The sequence below is a fragment of the Saccharothrix stipae genome, from assembly GCF_054781895.1.
The window spans coordinates 619781-639390 of the sequence record NZ_BAAGTN010000008.1; the positions used below are offsets into that span (position 1 = coordinate 619781).

Below are 19610 nucleotides of genomic sequence, written 5' to 3' on the forward strand. Positions count from 1 at the left end.
CGGACGGCCTGGTGCGGCTGGAGGTCGGGGAGGCCGAGGTCGACGTCGAGCGACTGCAACCCGCCGTCGACCTCGATGACCTTCCGGCGCACCTCCCCTTCCCCGACCAGCGCTCGCAACGCCGACGTGAGCACGGTGCCCGGTGCCACGGCGTCGACCCGGCGGATCACGCCGAGCGGGTTCGGACCGGTCCTAGAGGAACGCGTTGCCGGTCGGGATCTTCGGACGGCCCAGCGGCGGGTGGTCGCGGACGGTGGCCGAGCGGTAGACGGCGGCGGTGTCGGTGGCGATCCTCGACCAGTCGAAGTCGGTGGCGAGGCGGGACTTCGCGGCACGAGCCCGGCGCACGGCCGCGGGTCGGTCGGCCAGCACGGACCGGACCGCGCCCGCCAGGGCCTCGACGTCGCCGGGGGTGAACGACAGGCCCGTCACGCCGTCCAGGACGACCTCGCCCAGACCACCCGCGGTCGACGCCACCAGCGGGGTGCCGGCCGCGGCCGCTTCCAGCGCCACGATGCCGAACGGCTCGTACCTGCTCGGCAGCACGACGGCGTCGGCCGCCGCGAGCGCCGCCGCCAGCGCGCGGTCCGACAGGTGGCCGACGAAGTCCACCGCCCGCCGCACCTTGTGCTTGCGCGCCTGGGCCACCAGCCACTCCCGGTGCGTGCCGGTGCCCGCCACGACCAGGCGGGTGCCCGGGTGGGCGCGCCGGATCCGGGGCAGGGCGGCGATCAGGTCCTGCACGCCCTTCTCCCACTCCAACCGACCGAAGAACAGCAGCAGCGGCGCGCCGTGCGGGCTGTGCGCGGCGCGGGCGGCGGCCACGTCGGACGAGCGCACCCGCCACCGGCGCGGCTCGATGCCGTTGTGCAGCACCGTGACCGAGGACGGCTCCACCTCGAACAGGTGCGCCACCTCGGTCCGCATCGCGGACGAGCACGTGATCAGCGCGTCCGCCCGGTTCGCCAACCACCACTCGACGGAGTGCACCTGCTGGTTCAACGTCTGCGACAGCCACCCGCTGTGCCGCCCGGCCTCGGTCGCGTGCACGGTCGCCACCAACGGCGCGCCGCACAGCTCCGCGAGCGCGATCGCGGGATGCGTGACCAGCCAGTCGTGCGCGTGCACCACGTCCGGCCGCCAGTCGCGCAGCAACGCCGACCCGGCCCGCGTCATCGCGTGGCCCATCGCCAACGTCCACGCCACCAGGTCCCGCTCGAACACCAGGTGCGTCGGGTCCTCGGCCACCCGGATCAGCCGCACGCCGTCGACCACGACGTCCGACGTCGGGTGCGTGACCGCGTCCGTCCCCGCCGGCTGGCGGCACAGCACGACCACCTCGTGGCCCTGCGCGGCCAGGTGCCCGGCCAGCGCGTGCACGTGCCGGCCCAGCCCGCCGACGACCACGGGCGGGTACTCCCACGACAACATCAGCACGCGCATGGGCCATCCTCGCACTTCCGCACCGCTAGGCTGGGCAGAACCGGGAGAAGGGGGACCACGGTCATGCCACCTTGGCTCTGGGGGTTGCTGTTCTGTGCCACGCTGCTGACGATCGGGGCCGTGGTCGACCGGAGGGCCCGTGCCAAGCGCGCCGGCCTCGAACGACCGGCCGACACCAGGGGCCGCTCGAAGGCGGACCCGGTGGTGCAGGCCCGGCTCGACAACCCCGGTTCGGCGGGCATCGCGCACCGGCGCGACGGCGACGAAACGGGCGGCGTGGGCGTCAACTAGCCAGCCCTCGCGCGTCGAGGCGGCCGAACGGTCCGTCGATCAGCCGCAGCTCGGCCGCCCGGTCACGGCCGCGCCCGGCCCGCCTCAGGGCGACGAGCTCGCGGAACCTCTCCGCGTGCACCTTGGCGCGGTAGCGGGCGTAGTCCGCGGCCGAGTCCTTGGTCACCATGAACGCCCAGTCGCTGGACAACGCCAGCAGCGCCTCGCGCACGGCCTGGTCGGCCACCGGGTCGCGCACCACGCCGGACAGGTCGAGCGCGAGCAGTTCGCGCTGCACCTCGGCGTTGCCGTGCACGATGTCGCCGACCTGCGGACCGTTCCACACCTGCCAGTCCTTGCCCGAGCCCCAAGACGACGGCGGCACCTCGACCGGCGCGCCCACGTGCCCGGCCTCGACCGCGCCGCGCAGCGTCGTCACCCGCACGCCCGCCTCGGGCAGCGCGCGCAGCACCGCCTCCAACCACGCCGGGCCCTCGTGCCACCAGTGCCCGTACAGCTCGGTGTCGTACGCGGCGACCACCAGGGACGGCTTGCCGTGCTGCTCCTTCAACGCCCGCAGCCGCCGCACCACCGTGTCCACGAAGTCGGCCGCGTGCCGCCGGACCGCCGCCGCGGCCAAGGCCGGGTCGTACGGCCGCTTGTCGGCCGGCTCGACGGTCTTCCCGGTCACCCGCGCCGGCTTGAGCCCGCTGGCGTGGTCGTAGGTGTGGAAGTCCCGGTACGCCGGGTCGCCGGGGTAGCCGACCTTGGGCGACCACACCCGGTAGGACACCTCCAGGTCACGCCCGAAGGCGACCACGTCCGACGTGCCGACCGGCCTGCCCGCGGCGGTGTCACCGTGCAGCGACGGGCCGTCGACCAGGAACCGCCGCACGCCGGCCCGCGCGTAGTCGTGCTCCATGCCCGGCGCGTACGCGCATTCCGGCGCCCAGATGCCCTCCGGCGTCGAGCCGACGCGCAAAGCGGTGTCCGCGAGGCCGGTGCGCAACGAGAACGCCCGCAGCCGCGGGTCGAGCAACGGCTGGAACGGGTGGGTGGCCGGTCCGCCCAGCAGCTCGACCGCCCGTGAGTCCACAAGGGACCGCAGCACCGGCGAGAAACCGTGCCGCCACCGGGTTTCGAAGCGCGCCAACGCCCACGCGGACGCCCGGTGCTCGCGCGCGGCCAGCTCCGGCAGCCGGGAGGACGCACTGTGCGCGCGCAGCTGCCAGTTGCCCAGCCAGTCGTGCAGGCCGCGCAGGCTGTACGGGTCGTCCAGCTGCGCGGCCAGCACGGGCGTGACGCCCAGCGTCAGCACGTCCTCGCGGCCCTCCGCGGCGAACCGCTCCAGCAGGTCGACCACCGGCAGGTACGAGTGCGCCCACGCCTGGTAGAGCCACTCCTCGCCGACCGGCCAGGCGCCGTGGTGCGCCAGCCACGGCAGGTGGCTGTGCAGGACCAGGCAGAACGTGCCCTCGTCGTGGGTCACGGGCGCACCGCCACGGCGACGAGGTCCAGGCAGGCGTCCAGGTCGTCGGTGGTGATCTCGAAGTCCTCGGCCCGCACCGACGCCACGGCCGCGAGCAGGTCGTCGGGCCACTGGCCGCCGTCCACCACCACGGCCACCTGTGCGTCGATGATCGACCCGCCGAACCGCCCGTCCAGCGCGCGCAACGCCGGTCCGTGCCGCAGGCCGGCCAGCAGCTCCACCCGCAGCCCCGCGCCGACCAGCAGCCCGGCCAGCTCGGCCGGTGCCAGCTCGCGGGTGTGGAACGGGTTGAGCGGGGTGTCGCGGCCGGGGGAGAAGGTGATCCGGTTGGGCGTGGTGACCAGCAGCCGCCCGCCGGGCCGCAGCACCCGCGCGCACTCGGCCAGGAAGCCCTCCTGGTCCCACAGGTGCTCGATGACCTGGAGGTTCGCCACCACGTCCACGCTCGCGTCGCGCAGCGGCAGCGAGGCCAGGTTGCCGCGCAGCACCGCCAGCTCCGGGTACGCGCGGCCCGCGTGCGAGGCGGTCGGCTCGTCGTAGTCGAGCGCGACCACGCGCGTCGCGTGCCGGGCGATCAGCGCGGCGCCGTAGCCCTCGCCGCAGCCCGCCTCCAGCACCACCGCGCCGACGCAGTGCCGGACCAGGTCCAGGTACGCCGCTTCGTGGCGCCGGAACCAGTAGTTCTCCTCGGGGACACCGGGCACGGTGCGCTCACCGGTGAGGGGCAGTGGCTCGACGGTCACCGGGCCAGCCTAGTTGTCCGTTACTCGTGGGTAGGCATCGCCCGTCCAGATGGTGGTCACTTTTTCGTGTGAACGCACCGGTCACCTATTGGCGGTTTTTGTTGCTGTGTGCATTCCGATTAGTCCGGTTGATTCGCGGAAAGCAACACTATCGAGTGACCTGAACCGATCCTGCATTGATCTTCCCTGATGGTGTTTGCCCTGGAAGGCGACGCATTGATCGAGGTTCGCCAGGGTAGTCGTGGGTGGTCATGTGCCGGTTGGGTGCTTTACGCTCGTACCCTCGGCCAATCTTCGAACGAGTGGGGCCGCCATGGGTGCGAAAGAGCCGGAGATTGTTCCGCTGCACGCGGGTTTCGACGTCGTCTACCGAGGTTTCCACCGCCGTCAGGTCATCGAGCACCTGGAGAACCTCGACGAGCAGCTCAAGTACACGACCCTGGACCGCGCCGAGGCGCTGGCCCAGGCGGCCGACCTGCGCAAGCTGCTGGAGATGACCAGGCAGGACCTCGACGAGGCCAGGACCCGCATCGAGCGGCTGGAGATGTCGCCCAACACGACGTCCGGCGCGTCCGAGCGCCTGCACCGGATGTTGACGCTCGCCGAGGACGAGGCGAACGAGCTGCGCGTGCGCGCCCGCAACGAGGTGGCGGCGTTGCGCGAGCGCACCGAGGCCGAGCTGGCCGAGCGGCGGCGCCAGGTCGAGGAGGAGCTGACCGCGCAACGCGCGGAGGTCGACGAGCACGCGCGCGAGCAGCGCGAGGCCGCCAACCGGCGGGCCGCCGAGCTGGAGCAGTGCGAGATCGACCTGGAACGCCGCCGGGTCGAGGTGGAGGAGCACCTCAAGGCCCGTGCCGAGGAGGTCGAGGCCGAGTGCGTCGCGGCCGTGGCCAAGGCGGAGCAGGAGGGGGAGCAACTGCTGCGGGAGGCGGCCGAGCGGTGCGCGCAACTGGAGGCCGAGTCCGACGCCAAGCGCACCAAGGCGCAGAACTTCTTCGAGCTGACCATGAACAGGCGGCGCCACGAGGCCGAGCAGCACTTCGCCGAGCAGGAGGAGCTGGCCAAGGCGCGGGCCGCGTTCCTGATCAAGCTCGCCGCCCGGGAGGCGACCCGGCGCCTGGACGAGGTCCAGCGGCAGACCGACGAGCTGCGTGAACTGCGCCGCACGGTGGCCGCCCAGCTCGCCTCGGCCAGGGGCGCGCTCGACTCGGCGGCGGACCAGGTGCCCGGCCTCATCCCGGAGCAGACGACCGCCGAGCAGGCGGAGGCCGAGCAGACCAGCGGCGACGACCAGCGGGTCGGCGCTTGAGGCCGGCGCGGACCGCGGTCCCCGGGCCGCGGACCACGTCGACAGGCGGCCCGGGTCGGCGGCGGGTGCGGGAGTTCGTGATCGTGCGGGGCGCGCCGGTGGGCGCAGCCCCGCGAGTCGACGTGCGCGTCGGGTGAGGATGCGGTGATGACCGGGGTGGCGGTCGTGTTCGGGATGTGCGCCTTGTCGTTCGCGGCGGGCTGCGTGCTGACGGCGGTCATGCTCAGGCGGGACCAGCCACCCGAACCCGCGCCGCGGCCGGCCGCGCCGGTGTCGCCGGCGCCGGTGTTCGAACCGCAGTTCCCGCCCGAGGACTACGTGACCAGGCCGATCCACCGCAACCCGGTGGTGGGCGTGCCGGTGGCGCTGCCCGCACCGGAGCCCGCGCGGCCCAACCTGGTCCTGGTCACGGATGCGCGGCCCGGGGCGGCGAAGCCCGTGCGGTTGGATGAAGTGCGCCGCATGCACGTGGTCCGGGCCGGGGACGTGCCGCAGCTCGAAACCGAGCCGCCCGGACCGGCGGTGCCGCCTGGACCGACAGCGCCGGAACCGGCGGGATCGACCGATGCCGCGGAACCCGCCGATCCGGTGGAGATCGCCGAACCCGCAGCCGGGACCGCCGAATCCGAGACCGAGACCGCCGAACCCGCCGAGATCGTGGAGTCCGGGACCGAGATCGTGGAGCCCGTTGACGCGGCCGGGGATGGCACGGAGTCCGTCGCCGACACCGTGGTCATCCAGGTACCGGCGCAAGCCGAACCCGTTCTGGGTCGGTGAACGTTCGAAGCGGCCCGCCGGGAGTCCGACCGGTAGGGCCGGCGGCGGGCCGCTCGAACGTCAGCGGTGCTAGCGCTTGCGGAACTTGCGCAGCAGTTGTTGGGCCTTGGCCTTGTTGCGTGGATCGCGAGCCGCGTGCTTGACCTGCTCGGCGACCCGACGGCCCTGCGGACTGCGGGCGAACGCGGCGAGCTTGCTGAACAGATTTGCCATGTCCACCTCCTTCCCCAACCGGTCAACGCTCAAACACCGCAGGGAGTTCCTAAACCGGCGAAACGGTCACGCCCACCGCGCCCGGACCGACGTGCGCGCCGATCGCGGAGCTGACCTGGGTCACCAGGAACCGCCGCACGTTGGGCAGTTTCGCGCGCAGCTGGTCGAGCACGGTCGTCGCGCGATCGGCCGCGTCGAAGTGCTCGACCGCGATGTCCACCGCGTCGCGGCCCGCGCGCTTGACCGCGATGTCGACCAGCCTGCGCAGCGCCCGTTCCGCGCCGAGCACCTTGTCCAGCGGCGTGATCCGCCCGTCCGCCACGGTCAAGAGCGGCTTCATCGACAGCGCCGAGCCGAGCAGGGCGGCGGCCTTGCCGATCCGCCCACCGCGCTGGAGGTACTCCAACGTGTCCACGTAGATGAGCTCGGAACTGCCGCGGACGATGTGCTGCGCGGCGGACAGCACGTGGTTCACGTCACCTCCGGCGGCGGCCGCGGTGGCGGCGGCCACGACCGCGTACCCCAGGCTCATGCCGCACGTCCGCGTGTCGACCACGTGCACCGGCACCTGCACCTGCTCGGCGGCCCGCCGGGCCGCCTCCACGGTCTTCGACAGGCCGGTCGACACGTGCAGCGACACGATCGCGTCCGCGCCCGACGTCACCGCGTCGGCGTAGGCCCAGAAGAAGGCGCCGGGGTCGGGCGGCGCGGTGGTGACGTCGAGCTGCCCGCGCAGGGCGTCCACGAGCTTCGGCACGGGCACGCGGACCTCGTCGTCCACCCAGTCCCCGATGCGCACCTGGATCTGCGCGACGGTCACGCCGAGCTTTTCGGTCAACTGCGGCGGCAGGCACGCGGTGGAGTCCGTGACAATCGCTACTCGCCGGGGCATGCGATCGAACCTAGCCGAGTAGGGGACAGGGCCGAGTAGGGGGACGAATGGCCTGCTCGTCCCAGTGAGCATCATCACCCGCCGCCGGTGCTTGCTGCGGTTTGCACCTCTGCTACCGGTGGGTAACATGCGGGTGGCCGACACCACCATGCCAATGCGGCGATGACATGGCAGGGTCACGAACAATCCGGCGACCGCAGGCAACTACCGTCGCCCACCCACGTCGCCGCCCGTCCGCAGGAGGTCGAAGAGGACCCATGAACATTGTCGTCCTGGTCAAGCAGGTGCCCGACACCTGGTCCGAGCGCAAGCTCGCCGACGCCGACCACACCCTCGACCGCGAGTCCGCGGACGCCGTGCTCGACGAGATCAACGAGCGCGCCGTGGAAGAGGCGCTGCTGCTCCAGGAGGCGCACGGCGGCGAGGTGACCGTCGTCGCGATGGGTCCCGACCGCGCGACCGACGCGATCCGCAAGGCGCTCTCCATGGGTGCGGACAAGGCCGTGCACGTCTCCGACGAGGCGCTGCACGGTTCCGACGCGCTCACCACCGCCAAGGTGCTGGCCAAGGCCATCGGCACCATCGAGGGCTTCGACCTGGTCATCGCGGGCAACGAGGCCACCGACGGCCGCGCGGGCGCGGTGCCCGCGATGCTGGCCGAGCTGCTGGGCCTGCCGCAGGTGACCCAGGTGCGCAAGCTCTCCGTCGAGGGCGGCACGGTCAAGGCCGAGCGGGAGACCGACGAGGGTGTCGCGCACCTGGAGGCGAGCCTGCCCGCCGTGGTCAGCGTGAACGAGAAGATCAACGAGCCGCGCTACCCGTCGTTCAAGGGCATCATGGCGGCCAAGAAGAAGCCGGTCAGCACGCTCACGGTCGCCGACCTGGGGTTGGACGCGGGCGAGGTGGGCCTCGGCGCCGCCTGGTCGCAGGTGCTGGAGTCGGCCCCGAAGCCGCCGCGCGGCGCGGGCCAGCGCGTCGAGGACTCGGGTGACGGCGGTTCGAAGATCGCCGCGTACCTGGTCGACCAGAAGCTCATCTGAAGGCGAGGAGAAGCATGTCTGAGGTACTCGTCCTCGTCGACCACGTCGACGGCGAGGTCAAGAAGGTCACCTATGAGCTTCTATCCGCCGCGCGCCGTCTCGGCGAGCCGGCCGCGGTGGTGGTCGGATCGCCCGGGACCGCGGGCAAGGTGAGGGAGTCGCTGGGCCGCTACGGCGCGGTGAAGGTGTACGCGGTGGAGTCCGAGGACGCCGCCAACCACCTGGTCACGCCGAAGGTGGACGCGCTCGCCACGATCGCGGGCACCGCCTCGCCCGTCGCCGTGCTGGTGTCGGCGACGCTGGAGGGCAAGGAGGTCGCGGGGCGGCTGGCCGTGCGGCTGGACTCCGGCCTGCTCTACGACGCCGTGGACCTCGACGGCGAGGGCGTCGCCACGCAGTCGATCTTCGGTGGCGCGTACGTGGTGAAGTCCAAGGTCACCAAGGGCGTGCCGGTCATCGCCGTGCGCCCCGGTGGCGTGGAGGCCTCCGAGTCGCCCGCCGACGCGGTCGAGCAGGCCGTGGAGCTGCCCGCCGCGAACCCGGCGCTGGTCACCAGGGTGACCGGTCGCGAGCCGATCGTCGGTGGCGACCGCCCGGAGCTGACCGAGGCGTCGGTCGTCGTGTCCGGTGGTCGTGGCGTGGGCAGCGCGGAGAGCTTCGAGGTCGTGGAGAAGCTGGCCGACAGCCTCGGCGCGGCCGTGGGCGCGTCCCGGGCCGCGGTCGACTCCGGCTACTACCCGCACCAGTTCCAGGTCGGCCAGACCGGCAAGACGGTCTCGCCGCAGCTGTACATCGCGCTGGGCATCTCGGGCGCGATCCAGCACCGGGCGGGCATGCAGACGTCCAAGACCATCGTCGCGGTCAACAAGGACCCGGAGGCGCCGATCTTCGAGATCGCCGACTTCGGTGTGGTCGGCGACCTGTTCGCGGTCGCGCCGCAGCTGACCCAGGAAGTCGACAACCGCAAGGGCTGACCTGCGGGTTCGTTCGAGAGTCCGGCCGAGGGCCGCTCCGCCGCGCGCGGAGCGGCCCTCGTGCTGCCGGTGGCCTCACCAGCGCTTAACCGACCTGCCACTGAGGCGTCATCGGAACGACCTGCTCCCGGTCGCCAACCGGTCGGTAGACCAGAGCCATGACGCAGCCGCAACTGCTTGTCAGCACCGGTGACGCCGCTTCCGACGCGCCGCGCTACTCCCTGTTGGTCGCGCGTGACAGCGACGAGGTCGTGGCCGCGCAGCGGCTGCGGTACCAGGTGTTCGCCTCCGAGATGGGCGCCGTGCTGCACACACCCGTGCCGGGGCACGACGTCGACCGGTTCGACGAGTACTGCGACCACCTCGTGGTGCGCGACGACCGCACGGGCGACATCGTCGGCACCTACCGGATGCTGCCGCCGGAACGCGCCGCCGAGGCCGGGGGCCTGTACTCCGACGGCGAGTTCGACCTGTCCGCCCTGGACGCCCTGCGGCCGTCGCTGGTGGAGACCGGGCGGTCGTGCGTGCACCCCGACCACCGCAACGGCGCCGTGGTGTCGTTGGTGTGGGCCGGGATCGCCCGGTACATGCTGCTGTCCGGGCACTCGTGGCTGATCGGGTGCGCTTCGGTGCCGCTGCACGACGGCGGGTCGTTCGCGGCGGGAGTGTGGGACGTCGTCCGGGCCAAGCACCACGCGCCCGAGGAGTACCGCGTGACGCCGTTGACGCCGTGGGACGTCGACTCGGTCGAGCGGCCGGGCAGGACCGTGCTGCCGCCGTTGCTGAAGGGCTACCTGCGGCTGGGCGCGTGGGTGTGCGGGCGGCCCGCGTTGGACGCCGACTTCGGCGTGGCCGACCTGCCCGTGCTGCTCGGCATGGACCGGGTGGACCAGCGGTACCTGAAGTTCTTCCTGGGGGAGACGGCGTGAAGCACGCGTGGATGCCCGTGTCGCCGTGCGGCGACGGGTGCGTGGACCACTCGACGGCGTCCGTCGGCGTGGTCCGGGTGGTGTGGCGGGTGGCGGCGGCGTCGGCGGTGATGCTGTCCGGGTTGCTGGTGGTCCTCGGCGTGCTGTGCGTGCGCGGGCGGGCCCGTTCGGTGCTGCTCCGGCGGTGGTTCCGGGCCCTGCTGCGGGCCTTCGGCGTGCGGCTGCGGGTGATCGGGCCGGTGTTCCAGGACAACCCGGGGCGTGGCGTGCTCGTGGTGTCCAACCACGTGTCCTGGTTGGACGAGCTGGCGATCGACGCGGTGCAGCCCATCCGGATGGTGGCCAAGCGGGACATCCGGGACTGGCCCGTGCTCGGCAGGCTGATCACCGCGGCCCGCACGGTGTACCTGGACCGGGAGCGGCTGTCGCTGCTGCCGGCCACGGTGGCCGAGTTGGCGACGGCGTTGCGCGACGGCGCGGCGGTCGGCATCCACGCGGAGGGCACGACGTGGTGCGGGGTGGCCTCCGGGCGCTACCGGCCCGCGCTGTTCCAGGCCGCGTTGGACGCGGGCGTGCCCGTCCGGCCCGTGGTGCTGCGGTACTCGCAGGACTCCTCGACGTCCACCCGGCCCGCGTTCGTGGGGTCCGACACGCTGGTCGACTCGATGCGGCGGGTCCTGCGCTCCCGCGGGCTGGTGGTGGAGGTGCACGTGCTGGACGAGATCGCGCCCGGCCGCGCGTCGACGCGTCGCGAGCTGGCGGCGCTCGCCCAGCAGGAGGCCGAACGGGTCACCCACGGGTCGGTCGAGTTGCCGGCGCAGCGGGTGCACGCCCCGGCGCCGACCACCCGGGTGGCCTGAACTCCGACCGGGCACGACGACCTCGCCCGACCTTGGCGCACGAGTGGATCACGGGCAAGCTGGTCCTCGGGCGTGCGCCGTCACGTCGGCCGTGCGCACCACAGCCACCCCGCGGCCGTGGCCGACGGGAGGCGATCGTGGACCACCGGAGCGGGCTCGACCGCGAGGCGGTGACGCGCCACCTCGAAGACGACCTGCGCCGCGTCCTGCCGCTGCTCGGCCGGATCCTGCTGATCCGGGCCGTCCGGGGCATCCGGTACAACCGCGTGCACAGCCTCTGGGTCGCGAAGGACGCGATCGCCTCCACCTCCGAACTGGCGACCGCGGGAGCGACCACCCGGCGGCTGGCGCAGGCCCTGGCGCCGACCCACGACGTCGACGCCGACCTCGCCTCGTTGGTCCCCTCCGTCCAAGGGCTGAGCCGGGCGCTGGAACAGAAGGCCGGCGCCTACGCGAGGTACAGCGTGCGCACCGATCCGGACGCAGGGCGGGATCCGGACCGGATCGAGGAAGCCGGGCGCGAGTGGGACGCGGCGCGCCGGCACGCGTCGGAGTCCCTCGAACGGATGCCCGTGCCACCCGGCAGCGGCACGGTCGGGTCCGTGCTGCTCGACCGGGCCCTGGACCGCGTCTTCCGCCGCGGCTTCCTCTACGACCTCCGCTACTACCACTTCGCGCGCGAGCCGGAACGCTCGTGGCAACGCCGGGCCGCCCGGGTCGTGCTCGACGCGGGGCACGCGGCGTGGAAGCGCGGTCGCACGGCGGTGGTCGAGGACCTGGCCGACGACGTCCGCACGAGCCGGCGGTCGCTGGACGAGGCGCAGCCGAGCGAGTGGGCGCGGCAGGTCGCGGATCGGCTGGAGCAGACCGCCGTGCCGGTGCTCACCCGGCGAGTACCGCCCACCGCCGACGAGGTCACCGCGATCAGGTTGGCGGCCCTGTGCCTGGCGCACGAACCCGAGGCGCGCCGATCCGCCGTCCTCGGTGACGCGCTCTGCCGGGTCTTCGTCGGGATCACCGCGTTCGCGGGCTGAGTCCGAACTGCGTCATATTGCCTTGACCTCCACCAGGGTGGAGGTTGAACCATTGATCCGTGACGACGACAGCCGAGACCCCCGCCAAGAGCAACCTGTGGACACCTGAACGGCGGGGCCCGACGGTCGGGATCATCCTGCTCGTCACGCTGCTCGCGTTCGAGAACATGGGCGTCAGCACGGCGATGCCGCGCATGGTCGCCGAGCTCGACGGCAACGAGCTGTACGCGTGGCCGTTCCTGGCGTTCCTCGCCGCGAGCGTGGTGGCCACCGTGCTGTCCGGCCGGCTCAGCGACCTGCGCGGGCCGCGGCCGTCGCTGCTGATCGGACCGGCGCTGTTCCTGGTCGGCCTGGTCGTCGCCGGACTGGCCCAGGACATGCCGCTGCTGCTCCTCGGCCGGGTGCTCCAGGGCATCGGCGGCGGCGCGCAGGTGGTCGCGGTCTACGTCCTGATCGGCCTGGTCTACCCCGAACGGGACCGGCCCGCGGTGTTCGGGCTGCTCGCGTCGGCGTGGGTGGTGCCGTCGCTGGTCGGGCCGGCGCTGGCCGGGTGGCTGACCGAGGCGCTGAGCTGGCGGTGGGTGTTCCTGGGGTTGGCGCCGTTCGTGCTGGTGGGCGTGCTGCTGCTGGTGCCCGTGCTGCGCAACCTGCCGCCGCACACCCCCGATCGGAACACCCGGCGAGGGCTGCCGTTGGCGGCACTCGGCGCCGGCTTCGGTGTCGCGGCGCTGAGCTGGGCCGCCCAGCACCCCACCGGCGTCAACCTGGTGATCGGGCTGGCCGGGCTGCTGGCGCTGGCGCCCGCGTTGCGCGTGCTGCTGCCCAAGGGCACGCTCACCGCCCGGCGCGGCCTGCCGGTGACGATCCTGGCCCGCGCGCTGCTGGCCGGCTCGTTCTTCGCGGCCGAGGCGTTCATCCCGCTGACGCTGACCGCCGTGCACGGCTACTCGGCCATCGCCGCCGGCATCCCGCTCACGCTGAGCGCGCTGGGCTGGTCCAGCGCCGCCTGGTGGCAGTCGCGCAAGCCGGACATCCCGCGCGAGAAGCTGGTGCGTTGGGGATTCGTGCTCAATGCCGTGGGCATCACGGGAGTGACGCTCATCGCACCGTCGTGGGGCCCCGCCTGGGCGACACCCGTCCTGTGGGCGGTCGCCGGAGCCGGGATGGGGTTGGCCATGTCGAGCCTGAGCGTGCTCACGCTGGGCGCGTCGTCCGAGGTCGACCGGGGGTTCAACTCCTCCGCCCTGCAGATCAGCGACATGCTCGGCTCGGCGCTGCTGGTCGGTCTCGGCGGTGTGCTCGTCACCACGTTCGCCTCGGCCGCCGCGCCGACGGCCGCCGTGGTGCCGTTCGACCTGCTGATGGCGGGCGTCGCGGTGCTCGGTGCGGTGCTCGCCGGACGGCTGGGCCGGGCTACCCTGGAAAGCTGATGGCCTACTTCGACCACGCCGCCACGACCCCCATGCTCCCCGAGGCGATCGAGGCGATGACCAGGGCGTTGTCCACCACGGGCAACGCCTCGTCGTTGCACACCTCGGGGCGGCGGGCGCGGCGGGCGGTCGAGGAGGCCAGGGAGGACATCGCGGACGCCCTCGGCGCGCGACCTTCCGAGGTCATCTTCACCAGCGGCGGCACCGAGAGCGACAACCTCGCGGTCAAGGGCGTCTACTGGTCCCGCCGGACGTCACGGCGCCGCCGCGTGGTGGCGTCCTCGGTGGAGCACCACGCCGTGCTGGACGCCGTGCAGTGGCTGGCCGAGCACGAGGGCGCCGAGGTCACCTGGCTGGAGCCGGACGGGCTGGGCCGGATCCGGCCCGAGGCGCTGCGCGACGTGCTGGACGACGACGTGACCCTGGTCACCGCGATGTGGGCGAACAACGAGGTCGGCACGATCAACCCGGTGGCCGAGCTGGCCGCGTTGGCCGCCGAGCGCGCGGTGCCGTTCCACACCGACGCGGTGCAGGCCGTCGGCGCGGTGCCGGTCGACTTCACCGCCTCGGGCGCCTCGGCGCTGACCCTGACCGGGCACAAGCTCGGCGGGCCGTACGGGGTCGGCGTGCTGCTGCTGGGGCGTGACGTGGCGACGACGCCGGTGCTGCACGGCGGCGGGCAGGAGCGGGAAGTGCGGTCCGGCACGCTGGACGTGCCGTCGATCGTCGGCCTCGCCGCGGCGGTGCGGCACGCGGTGGACCACCAGGCGCGGACCGCCGCCTCGCTGGCCGCGCTGCGCGACGAGCTGGTGGCGACGGTGCGGCGGGTGGTGCCGGACGTGGCGGTGAACGGCGACCCGGTGCACCGGCTGCCCGGCAACGCGCACCTGACGTTCCCCGGCTGCGAGGGCGACAGCCTGCTGATGCTGCTGGACGCCAAGGGCGTCGAGTGCTCGACCGGCTCGGCCTGCACGGCGGGGGTGGCGCAGCCCAGCCACGTGATGCTGGCCATGGGCGTCGACCCGGTGCTGGCCCGCGGGTCGCTGCGGTTCTCGCTCGGGCACACGTCCACGGCGGCCGACGTGCGCGAACTGGCAGAGGTGATCGGCCCGGTGGTCGACCGCGCCCGCACGGCGGGCATCGCGGGGATGAAGAGGCTTGCGGGCAAGGCGACGGCGGAGGTGTGAGGCGCATGCGGGTGCTGGCGGCGATGAGCGGCGGGGTCGATTCCGCCGTGGCTGCGGCGCGGGCGGTGGCGGCGGGTCACGAGGTGACCGGCGTGCACCTGGCGTTGTCGGCGAAGCCCGGCACGTTGCGCACCGGCGCGCGCGGCTGCTGCACCATCGAGGACGCCCGGGACGCGCGGCGCGCGGCGGACGTGCTCGGCATCCCGTTCTACGTCTGGGACTTCGCGGAGCGGTTCACCGAGGAGGTCGTGGACGAGTTCGTGGCCGAGTACGCGGCCGGGCGCACGCCGAACCCGTGCCTGCGGTGCAACGAGAAGATCAAGTTCGAGGCCCTGCTGGACAAGGCCATCGCGCTCGGCTTCGACGCGGTGTGCACCGGTCACTACGCCCGGCTGTCGACTGTGGACGGTGAGCTGGAGCTGCGCCGCTCGGCCGACGACGGCAAGGACCAGTCCTACGTGCTGGCGTCGTTGACCCGTGAGCAGCTGGCGCACGCGATGTTCCCGCTGGGCGACTCGACCAAGGCGCAGGTGCGCGTCGAGGCCGCCGAGCGCGGGCTCCAGGTCGCCGACAAGCCCGACAGCCACGACATCTGCTTCATCCCCGACGGCGACACCCGGGGCTTCCTGACCCGGCGGTTGGGTGAGCAGCCCGGCGTGCTGGTGGACGACGAGACCGGCGCCGTGCTCGGGCGGCACGTGGGGGTGCACGAGTTCACCGTCGGCCAGCGCAAGGGCCTGGGCATCGACGCGCCCGCGCCGGACGGGCGGCCCCGGTACGTGCTGTCCCTGGAGCCGGTGAGCGGCACCGTGCGGGTCGGCGCGGCGGAGAAGCTGGCCGTCACGGAGATCGTCGCACGGCGCCCTGTGACCAGGATCTCCTTCGACGGTCCGGTCGAGTGCGTGGCGCAGGTGCGCGCGCACGGGGGTCTCGCGCCTGCGGTGGCCGAAGTCGTCGACGGTGAGCTCCTGGTCCGCCTCCGCGCGCCGTTGAGCGGTGTCGCCCCTGGTCAGGCGGTCGCGGTGTACCGGGAGGACCCGGCGGCGGGCGATCTGGTGCTCGCCAGCGCCACGATCAGCACGACTCGTTGAGGTCCGGCTTGTGGATTTGTCGGTGCCGCCTGCGACACTGCGTGCGTGCCGTATGACAACGCACGACGCCGGAGGTCGCTGGTGGACATCGGGATCCGGGTGAGGGTGCTCTCGAGCAAGCTCGACCACCCGTCCGCGCAACGTCTCGACGCGGAGCAGTTCGAGCGGCTGCGCGCGGAGGTCCGCACGCTGCGCTGGGTGGTCCGGGAACGGCTGCACCGACCCGAGTGGGCCGACCTGGTCGCCGAGGTCGAGGCCATGGTCGAACGGGTGGAGCGACTGGACCCCGCGCTCGCGCGCGAGGTCGAGGTGCCACCGCAAGCCAGGGTCTCCCCGGAGCAAGGCCCGCAGGTCCGCGTGTCGGAAGCCGCCGACGCGGGCGGCGTGACCCGGACGAGCGCGTTGTAGCCGCCTGAGGGGGCGGTCGGGGCGAGCACCGACGACGTCACCCCCGCCCGTGCCTAGGCCGCAGGCGGGGGTGCCGACCTCGTCAGGGGGTCCACTCCGCGTTCGCGCCGCACAGCACCACGCAGGCCAGTTCGCCCGGCACCCGCCCGTCCAGCCACGCGGCGAACGGCACGGCCGCCGCGGGCTCCACGGCCAGCCGGAACTCCTCCCACAGCCGGTCGCGCGCGGCCAGGACGTCGGCGTCCGGCACGAGCACCGACGTCACCGGGTGCGTCCGGAGGATCTCGAACGGGACCCTGCCCACCCGGGTGGCGCCCAGCGCCGACGCGGCGACCGAGTCCACCTCGGCGTCGACCGGCTCGCCGGCGTTCAGCGCGTGGCGCAGGGCGCAGCACCGCTCCGGCTCCACCGCGACCGTGAGCCGACCCGAGGCCAGGGCCGTGCCCGCGGCCAGCCCGCCGCCGCCGACCGCGACCGCGATCGCGTCCACGTCCGGCGCGTCCTCGACCACCTCGGCCGCCACCGTGCCCTGACCTGCGATGACGATCGGGTCGTCGTAGGCCTCGACGTAGCGGCCGGGTGCCTCCAGGGCCGCCAGCACCGCCTCCGCGTACGTGTCGCCGTGGCGGATCAGCTTGGCGCCCGCCGCCTCGATCCGCCGCACCTTGGCCTCCGGCGCGCTCACCGGCACGTACACCGTCGCGTGCAGCCCGAGCAGCTGAGCGGCCTTCGCCACGCCCAGGCCGTGGTTGCCACCGGACGCCGTGACCACTCGATCCGGTGAACCGGCGGCGACCAGGGTGTTCACCGCGCCGCGCAGCTTGAACGAGCCGGTGAGCTGGAGGTGCTCCAGCTTGAGCACGATCGGCCTGCCGTCCACCTCCGTGCGCCACAGCGGCGTGCGGCGGACGTGCGGGCGGATGCGGTCGGCGGCGGCGAGGACGTCGGGGTTCATGCACCCCAGCATGCCCTCAGCCGGCGAACCACCGGTAAATCCAGACGACCAGCGTGACCGCGCCCACCACGAAGCACAGCAGCACGATCACCAGGCCGAGCAGCACCAACACGTTCGTGCGCCACGACGAGTCGCGGTCGTCGGCCACCGCCAGCTCCGCCCGCAGTTGGGCGTTGGCCTCGGCCTGCAACGCCGCCAGCCGCTCCCGCGCGGTCCGGGTGGCCGCGCCCGCCTCGGCGCCCGCCCAGTTCATCGCCTCCAGCCGGGACAGCGGCGTGCGGTAGGCGCGTTCGAAGGCCGCCAGCTCGGCCTCGTCGCGCACCTCGGACAGGTAGCTCCAGCGCCCGGCCTGCACCGCGTCGCCGAGCAGCCGGTACACCGACGCCAGCCGGTCGCGCAGGTCCAACCGGTCGGGGTAGCTGGTGACCAGGCCCACCAGGCGCTGCCTCGCGCGCAGCACACTGGCCAGATCGCCGCGTTCGACCTCTTCGGCGGCCCTGCGGAGCGTCAGCTCGACCGGCATGACCCACATCGTCCCAGCCGCCGCAACCGTAGGATCTCCGGGTGATCGCGGTGTCGGTGGCGACTTTCGGCCTGGCCTGGTGGCTGGGCCTGTACCTGCTCCTGCGCGATCCCCGCAAGCACCTGCTCCAGCGAGCCTCGATCGGGTTGCTCGCCTACGCGCTGGTGATCGTCCTCCCGCTGCCGCCGATGGCGTTGGCGGTGCCCGCGGTGGCGTGGACCGGGGTCGTCGTCTGCTGGCTGCCGGTGCGCTACGACCGGTGGTGGCGGTACAGCGCGCTGCCGTTGCTGGCTGCCGCCTACTTCGCGCCGGTGGTGGTGCTGATCCCGTTGGCCGCGGCCCTCGTGCTGTGCCTGCGGGTGCGGCGGGCGTTGCTGGGTGCGGCGACGATCCTGTTCGGGTTGAGCTGCGCGCTGCTGCTGCTCGACGTGCTGCCCGAACCGCTGGTGATCGCCTCGGCCGGGGTCGACCTGCTGGTGTTCGGCGTGGTCGTGGCGGTGGCGGACGCGTTCGACGAGGGTGAGGCGATCCGGGCGGACATGGTGCGCTCGCTGCTCACGTCGGCCGGGCTGGCGGCGGTGTTCGGCGGGCAGGTGGCGTTGTTCCTGGACGACCGGCTGGTGCCGCTGCTGTACGGCACGGTGGCCGCCGCGATCGCGGTGCAGGTGCTGGCCAACCCGCTGGCGCTGCTGGTGGACAAGGTGGCGGTGCCGGACGTGGCGCGGGAACGGGCCGAGCTGCGTGACGCCGCCGAGGCGCTACCCCGCCGTGCCGCGCTCGACCCGGGGGAATTCGTGAAGCTGACCAGGCGTGCGTTGAGCCATTACGGCGACCTCGGCAAGCTGGTCGCCAGTCCGTTGACGGAATTGCCGGTGATCGACGCCCGGCTGGCCGCGCGCGGCGCGTCCGACCAACCGCTGGAACGTGCGGCCGAGTTGAAGTCGTTGTTGTTGGAGAGCATTTGCCGGCTCAAACCGCGGGACGGGGATTTCGGCACCAGCGACGAGTGGCGGCACTACAACGCGCTGTACTTCTACTACGTGGCGGGCATCCGGCCGTACAGCAGGCGCACCAAGCGCGAGGACCTCGACCCGACGGCGCGGCGGGCGCTGGCGTGGTTCGTCAACCAGGTGCCGGAGCGGACCCTGCACAACTGGCAGAACGCTGGGGCGAGGTTGGTGGCCGAGGACTTGTCCTCGCAGGTCGACGCTTTGTGACTGGCAGGCGTTGGCAGTGTTCGGCGTACCGCCGGCAGTACGACCGGACCTAACTTCGTGGCCATGACGACAACTCAGGTTCGCAATGACGGTCTCCTCCGCTTCGCCCTCAAGCTCGACGGTGTCGCCTCGGGCGGGTTGGGCCTGCTGGCCCTGCTGTTCAACGACCTCCCGACGGGATTGCCCCAGGGGCTGGTGATCGGGCTCAGCGTGTTTCTCCTGGTGTATGGCGTGGGTGTTTTCGTGCTCGGCGTGCGCCCCATTCGTCCGCTGGTCGCGGTCGTGATCATCGGCAATTCGGTGTGGGTTCTGGACAGCTTCCTCACCGCGTTCGCCGGGTGGTTCCCGGTGACCGGCCTGGGTGTGTTCCTGATCGTCGCCCAGGCGGTCGCGGTGATGGGTTTCATCACCCTTCAGGTGCTGGGTCTGCGCCGTTCGGCCTGAGGGTCCGGCTGCGGCCGCGGAACTCGGCCACCACCTGGTCGCCCCGGCGCACGGTGATGTCGTAGATCCCGCTGCGCCCGAACCGCACCCGTTCCGCCGCCTCGGCCACCAACTCGTCCCCCTCGTGCACGGGGGCGATGAAGTCGATCTCCGCCTGCGCCGCCACGGTCACCGAGCCGTGGCGGTTGCACGCGCAGGCGAAGGCGGTGTCGGCGAGCAGGAACAGGTACCCACCGTGCCCAATGCCGTGGCCGTTGACCATCTGCCGGGTGACGGTCATGCCCAGCCGGGCCGTCCCGTCACCCAACTCCAACGCCCTGATGCCGAGCGCCGCCGACGCGGCATCGTTGGCAAGCATCTCCGCGGGTCCGTTCATCCCTGC

At 72.8% G+C, this 19610-nt stretch carries 22 protein-coding genes; 14 read left to right on the forward strand and 8 right to left on the reverse strand.

All coding sequences use genetic code 11. The annotated features are described in order from the left end of the window. Positions 1-192 precede the first annotated feature (192 nt). Positions 193-1443 (reverse strand): glycosyltransferase family 4 protein, encoded by a 1251-nt coding sequence (locus ACYVLT_RS19655; protein WP_461121644.1) that lies wholly within the window; start codon positions 1441-1443, stop codon positions 193-195. A 63-nt stretch (positions 1444-1506) separates the two neighbouring features. On the opposite strand from ACYVLT_RS19655, the gene ACYVLT_RS19660 reads away from it, so the two are divergent. Beyond that, a complete protein-coding gene (locus ACYVLT_RS19660; protein ID WP_461121645.1) occupies positions 1507-1734 on the forward strand; it encodes a hypothetical protein in 228 nt (75 codons plus the stop codon). Here ACYVLT_RS19660 and ACYVLT_RS19665 read toward each other — a convergent pair. After that, a complete protein-coding gene (locus tag ACYVLT_RS19665; protein ID WP_461121646.1) occupies positions 1727-3202 on the reverse strand; it encodes a 1,4-alpha-glucan branching protein domain-containing protein in 1476 nt (491 codons plus the stop codon). The genes ACYVLT_RS19660 and ACYVLT_RS19665 overlap by 8 nt on opposite strands. Beyond that, positions 3199-3945, reverse strand: a complete 747-nt coding sequence (locus ACYVLT_RS19670) for a class I SAM-dependent methyltransferase (RefSeq protein WP_461121647.1) — start codon at positions 3943-3945, stop codon at positions 3199-3201. Before ACYVLT_RS19670 ends, ACYVLT_RS19665 begins: the two co-directional genes overlap by 4 nt. 313 nt (positions 3946-4258) lie before the next feature. Between ACYVLT_RS19670 and ACYVLT_RS19675 the strand changes: the two genes are divergently transcribed. Next, complete coding sequence (locus ACYVLT_RS19675; protein ID WP_461121648.1) at positions 4259-5254, forward strand: hypothetical protein; 996 nt, start codon at positions 4259-4261, stop codon at positions 5252-5254. Positions 5255-5401: 147 nt separating this feature from the next. Then, the gene (locus ACYVLT_RS19680) at positions 5402-6031 is read left to right on the forward strand and encodes a hypothetical protein (RefSeq protein WP_461121649.1); all 630 of its coding nucleotides are present in this window, start codon (positions 5402-5404) and stop codon (positions 6029-6031) included. Between the two features lie 69 nt (positions 6032-6100). On the opposite strand, the gene ACYVLT_RS19685 is transcribed toward ACYVLT_RS19680, so the two are convergent. After that, positions 6101-6244 (reverse strand): hypothetical protein, encoded by a 144-nt coding sequence (locus tag ACYVLT_RS19685; protein ID WP_360446970.1) that lies wholly within the window; start codon positions 6242-6244, stop codon positions 6101-6103. A gap of 49 nt (positions 6245-6293) precedes the next feature. After that, complete coding sequence (locus ACYVLT_RS19690; protein ID WP_461121650.1) at positions 6294-7136, reverse strand: DegV family protein; 843 nt, start codon at positions 7134-7136, stop codon at positions 6294-6296. Positions 7137-7393: 257 nt separating this feature from the next. Between ACYVLT_RS19690 and ACYVLT_RS19695 the strand changes: the two genes are divergently transcribed. From ACYVLT_RS19695 to ACYVLT_RS19735, 9 genes are all read left to right on the forward strand, one after another. Further along, positions 7394-8176 (forward strand): electron transfer flavoprotein subunit beta/FixA family protein, encoded by a 783-nt coding sequence (locus ACYVLT_RS19695; protein WP_360446974.1) that lies wholly within the window; start codon positions 7394-7396, stop codon positions 8174-8176. A gap of 14 nt (positions 8177-8190) precedes the next feature. Further along, positions 8191-9150, forward strand: a complete 960-nt coding sequence (locus ACYVLT_RS19700) for an electron transfer flavoprotein subunit alpha/FixB family protein (protein WP_461121651.1) — start codon at positions 8191-8193, stop codon at positions 9148-9150. Positions 9151-9308: 158 nt separating this feature from the next. Then, positions 9309-10079, forward strand: coding sequence for a GNAT family N-acetyltransferase (locus tag ACYVLT_RS19705; protein ID WP_461121652.1), 771 nt, complete (start codon positions 9309-9311; stop codon positions 10077-10079). Next, positions 10076-10939 (forward strand): lysophospholipid acyltransferase family protein, encoded by an 864-nt coding sequence (locus ACYVLT_RS19710; protein WP_461121653.1) that lies wholly within the window; start codon positions 10076-10078, stop codon positions 10937-10939. Before ACYVLT_RS19705 ends, ACYVLT_RS19710 begins: the two co-directional genes overlap by 4 nt. Before the next feature lie 137 nt (positions 10940-11076). Then, positions 11077-11973, forward strand: a complete 897-nt coding sequence (locus tag ACYVLT_RS19715) for a hypothetical protein (protein WP_461121654.1) — start codon at positions 11077-11079, stop codon at positions 11971-11973. Between the two features lie 59 nt (positions 11974-12032). Then, positions 12033-13403 (forward strand): MFS transporter, encoded by a 1371-nt coding sequence (locus tag ACYVLT_RS19720; RefSeq protein ID WP_461121655.1) that lies wholly within the window; start codon positions 12033-12035, stop codon positions 13401-13403. Beyond that, positions 13403-14590, forward strand: a complete 1188-nt coding sequence (locus ACYVLT_RS19725; protein WP_461121656.1) for a cysteine desulfurase family protein — start codon at positions 13403-13405, stop codon at positions 14588-14590. Before ACYVLT_RS19720 ends, ACYVLT_RS19725 begins: the two co-directional genes overlap by 1 nt. A 5-nt stretch (positions 14591-14595) precedes the next feature. Further along, entirely contained in the window at positions 14596-15681 is a 1086-nt protein-coding gene (gene mnmA, locus ACYVLT_RS19730; RefSeq protein ID WP_461121657.1) for a tRNA 2-thiouridine(34) synthase MnmA, read from the forward strand. A 45-nt stretch (positions 15682-15726) separates the two neighbouring features. Beyond that, positions 15727-16089 carry a hypothetical protein gene (locus ACYVLT_RS19735; RefSeq protein WP_461121658.1) on the forward strand — a complete coding sequence of 121 codons (363 nt, stop codon included), beginning with the start codon at positions 15727-15729 and terminating at the stop codon, positions 16087-16089. 82 nt (positions 16090-16171) lie between these two features. Here the strand turns inward: ACYVLT_RS19735 and ACYVLT_RS19740 are convergent, their stop codons facing one another. Continuing rightward, positions 16172-17044, reverse strand: a complete 873-nt coding sequence (locus tag ACYVLT_RS19740; RefSeq protein ID WP_461121659.1) for a serine/threonine dehydratase — start codon at positions 17042-17044, stop codon at positions 16172-16174. 16 nt (positions 17045-17060) lie between these two features. Then, positions 17061-17567 (reverse strand): DUF6584 family protein, encoded by a 507-nt coding sequence (locus ACYVLT_RS19745; RefSeq protein ID WP_461121660.1) that lies wholly within the window; start codon positions 17565-17567, stop codon positions 17061-17063. Between the two features lie 41 nt (positions 17568-17608). On the opposite strand from ACYVLT_RS19745, the gene ACYVLT_RS19750 reads away from it, so the two are divergent. After that, positions 17609-18784 (forward strand): hypothetical protein, encoded by a 1176-nt coding sequence (locus ACYVLT_RS19750; RefSeq protein ID WP_461121661.1) that lies wholly within the window; start codon positions 17609-17611, stop codon positions 18782-18784. A gap of 63 nt (positions 18785-18847) precedes the next feature. Then, positions 18848-19228, forward strand: a complete 381-nt coding sequence (locus tag ACYVLT_RS19755; protein ID WP_461121662.1) for a hypothetical protein — start codon at positions 18848-18850, stop codon at positions 19226-19228. Here ACYVLT_RS19755 and paaI read toward each other — a convergent pair. After that, positions 19191-19604: a hydroxyphenylacetyl-CoA thioesterase PaaI gene (paaI, locus tag ACYVLT_RS19760; protein WP_461121663.1), complete on the reverse strand. Its 414-nt coding sequence runs from the start codon at positions 19602-19604 to the stop codon at positions 19191-19193. The two genes, ACYVLT_RS19755 and paaI, sit on opposite strands and share 38 nt — an antisense overlap. Between the last annotated feature and the right edge of the window lie 6 nt (positions 19605-19610).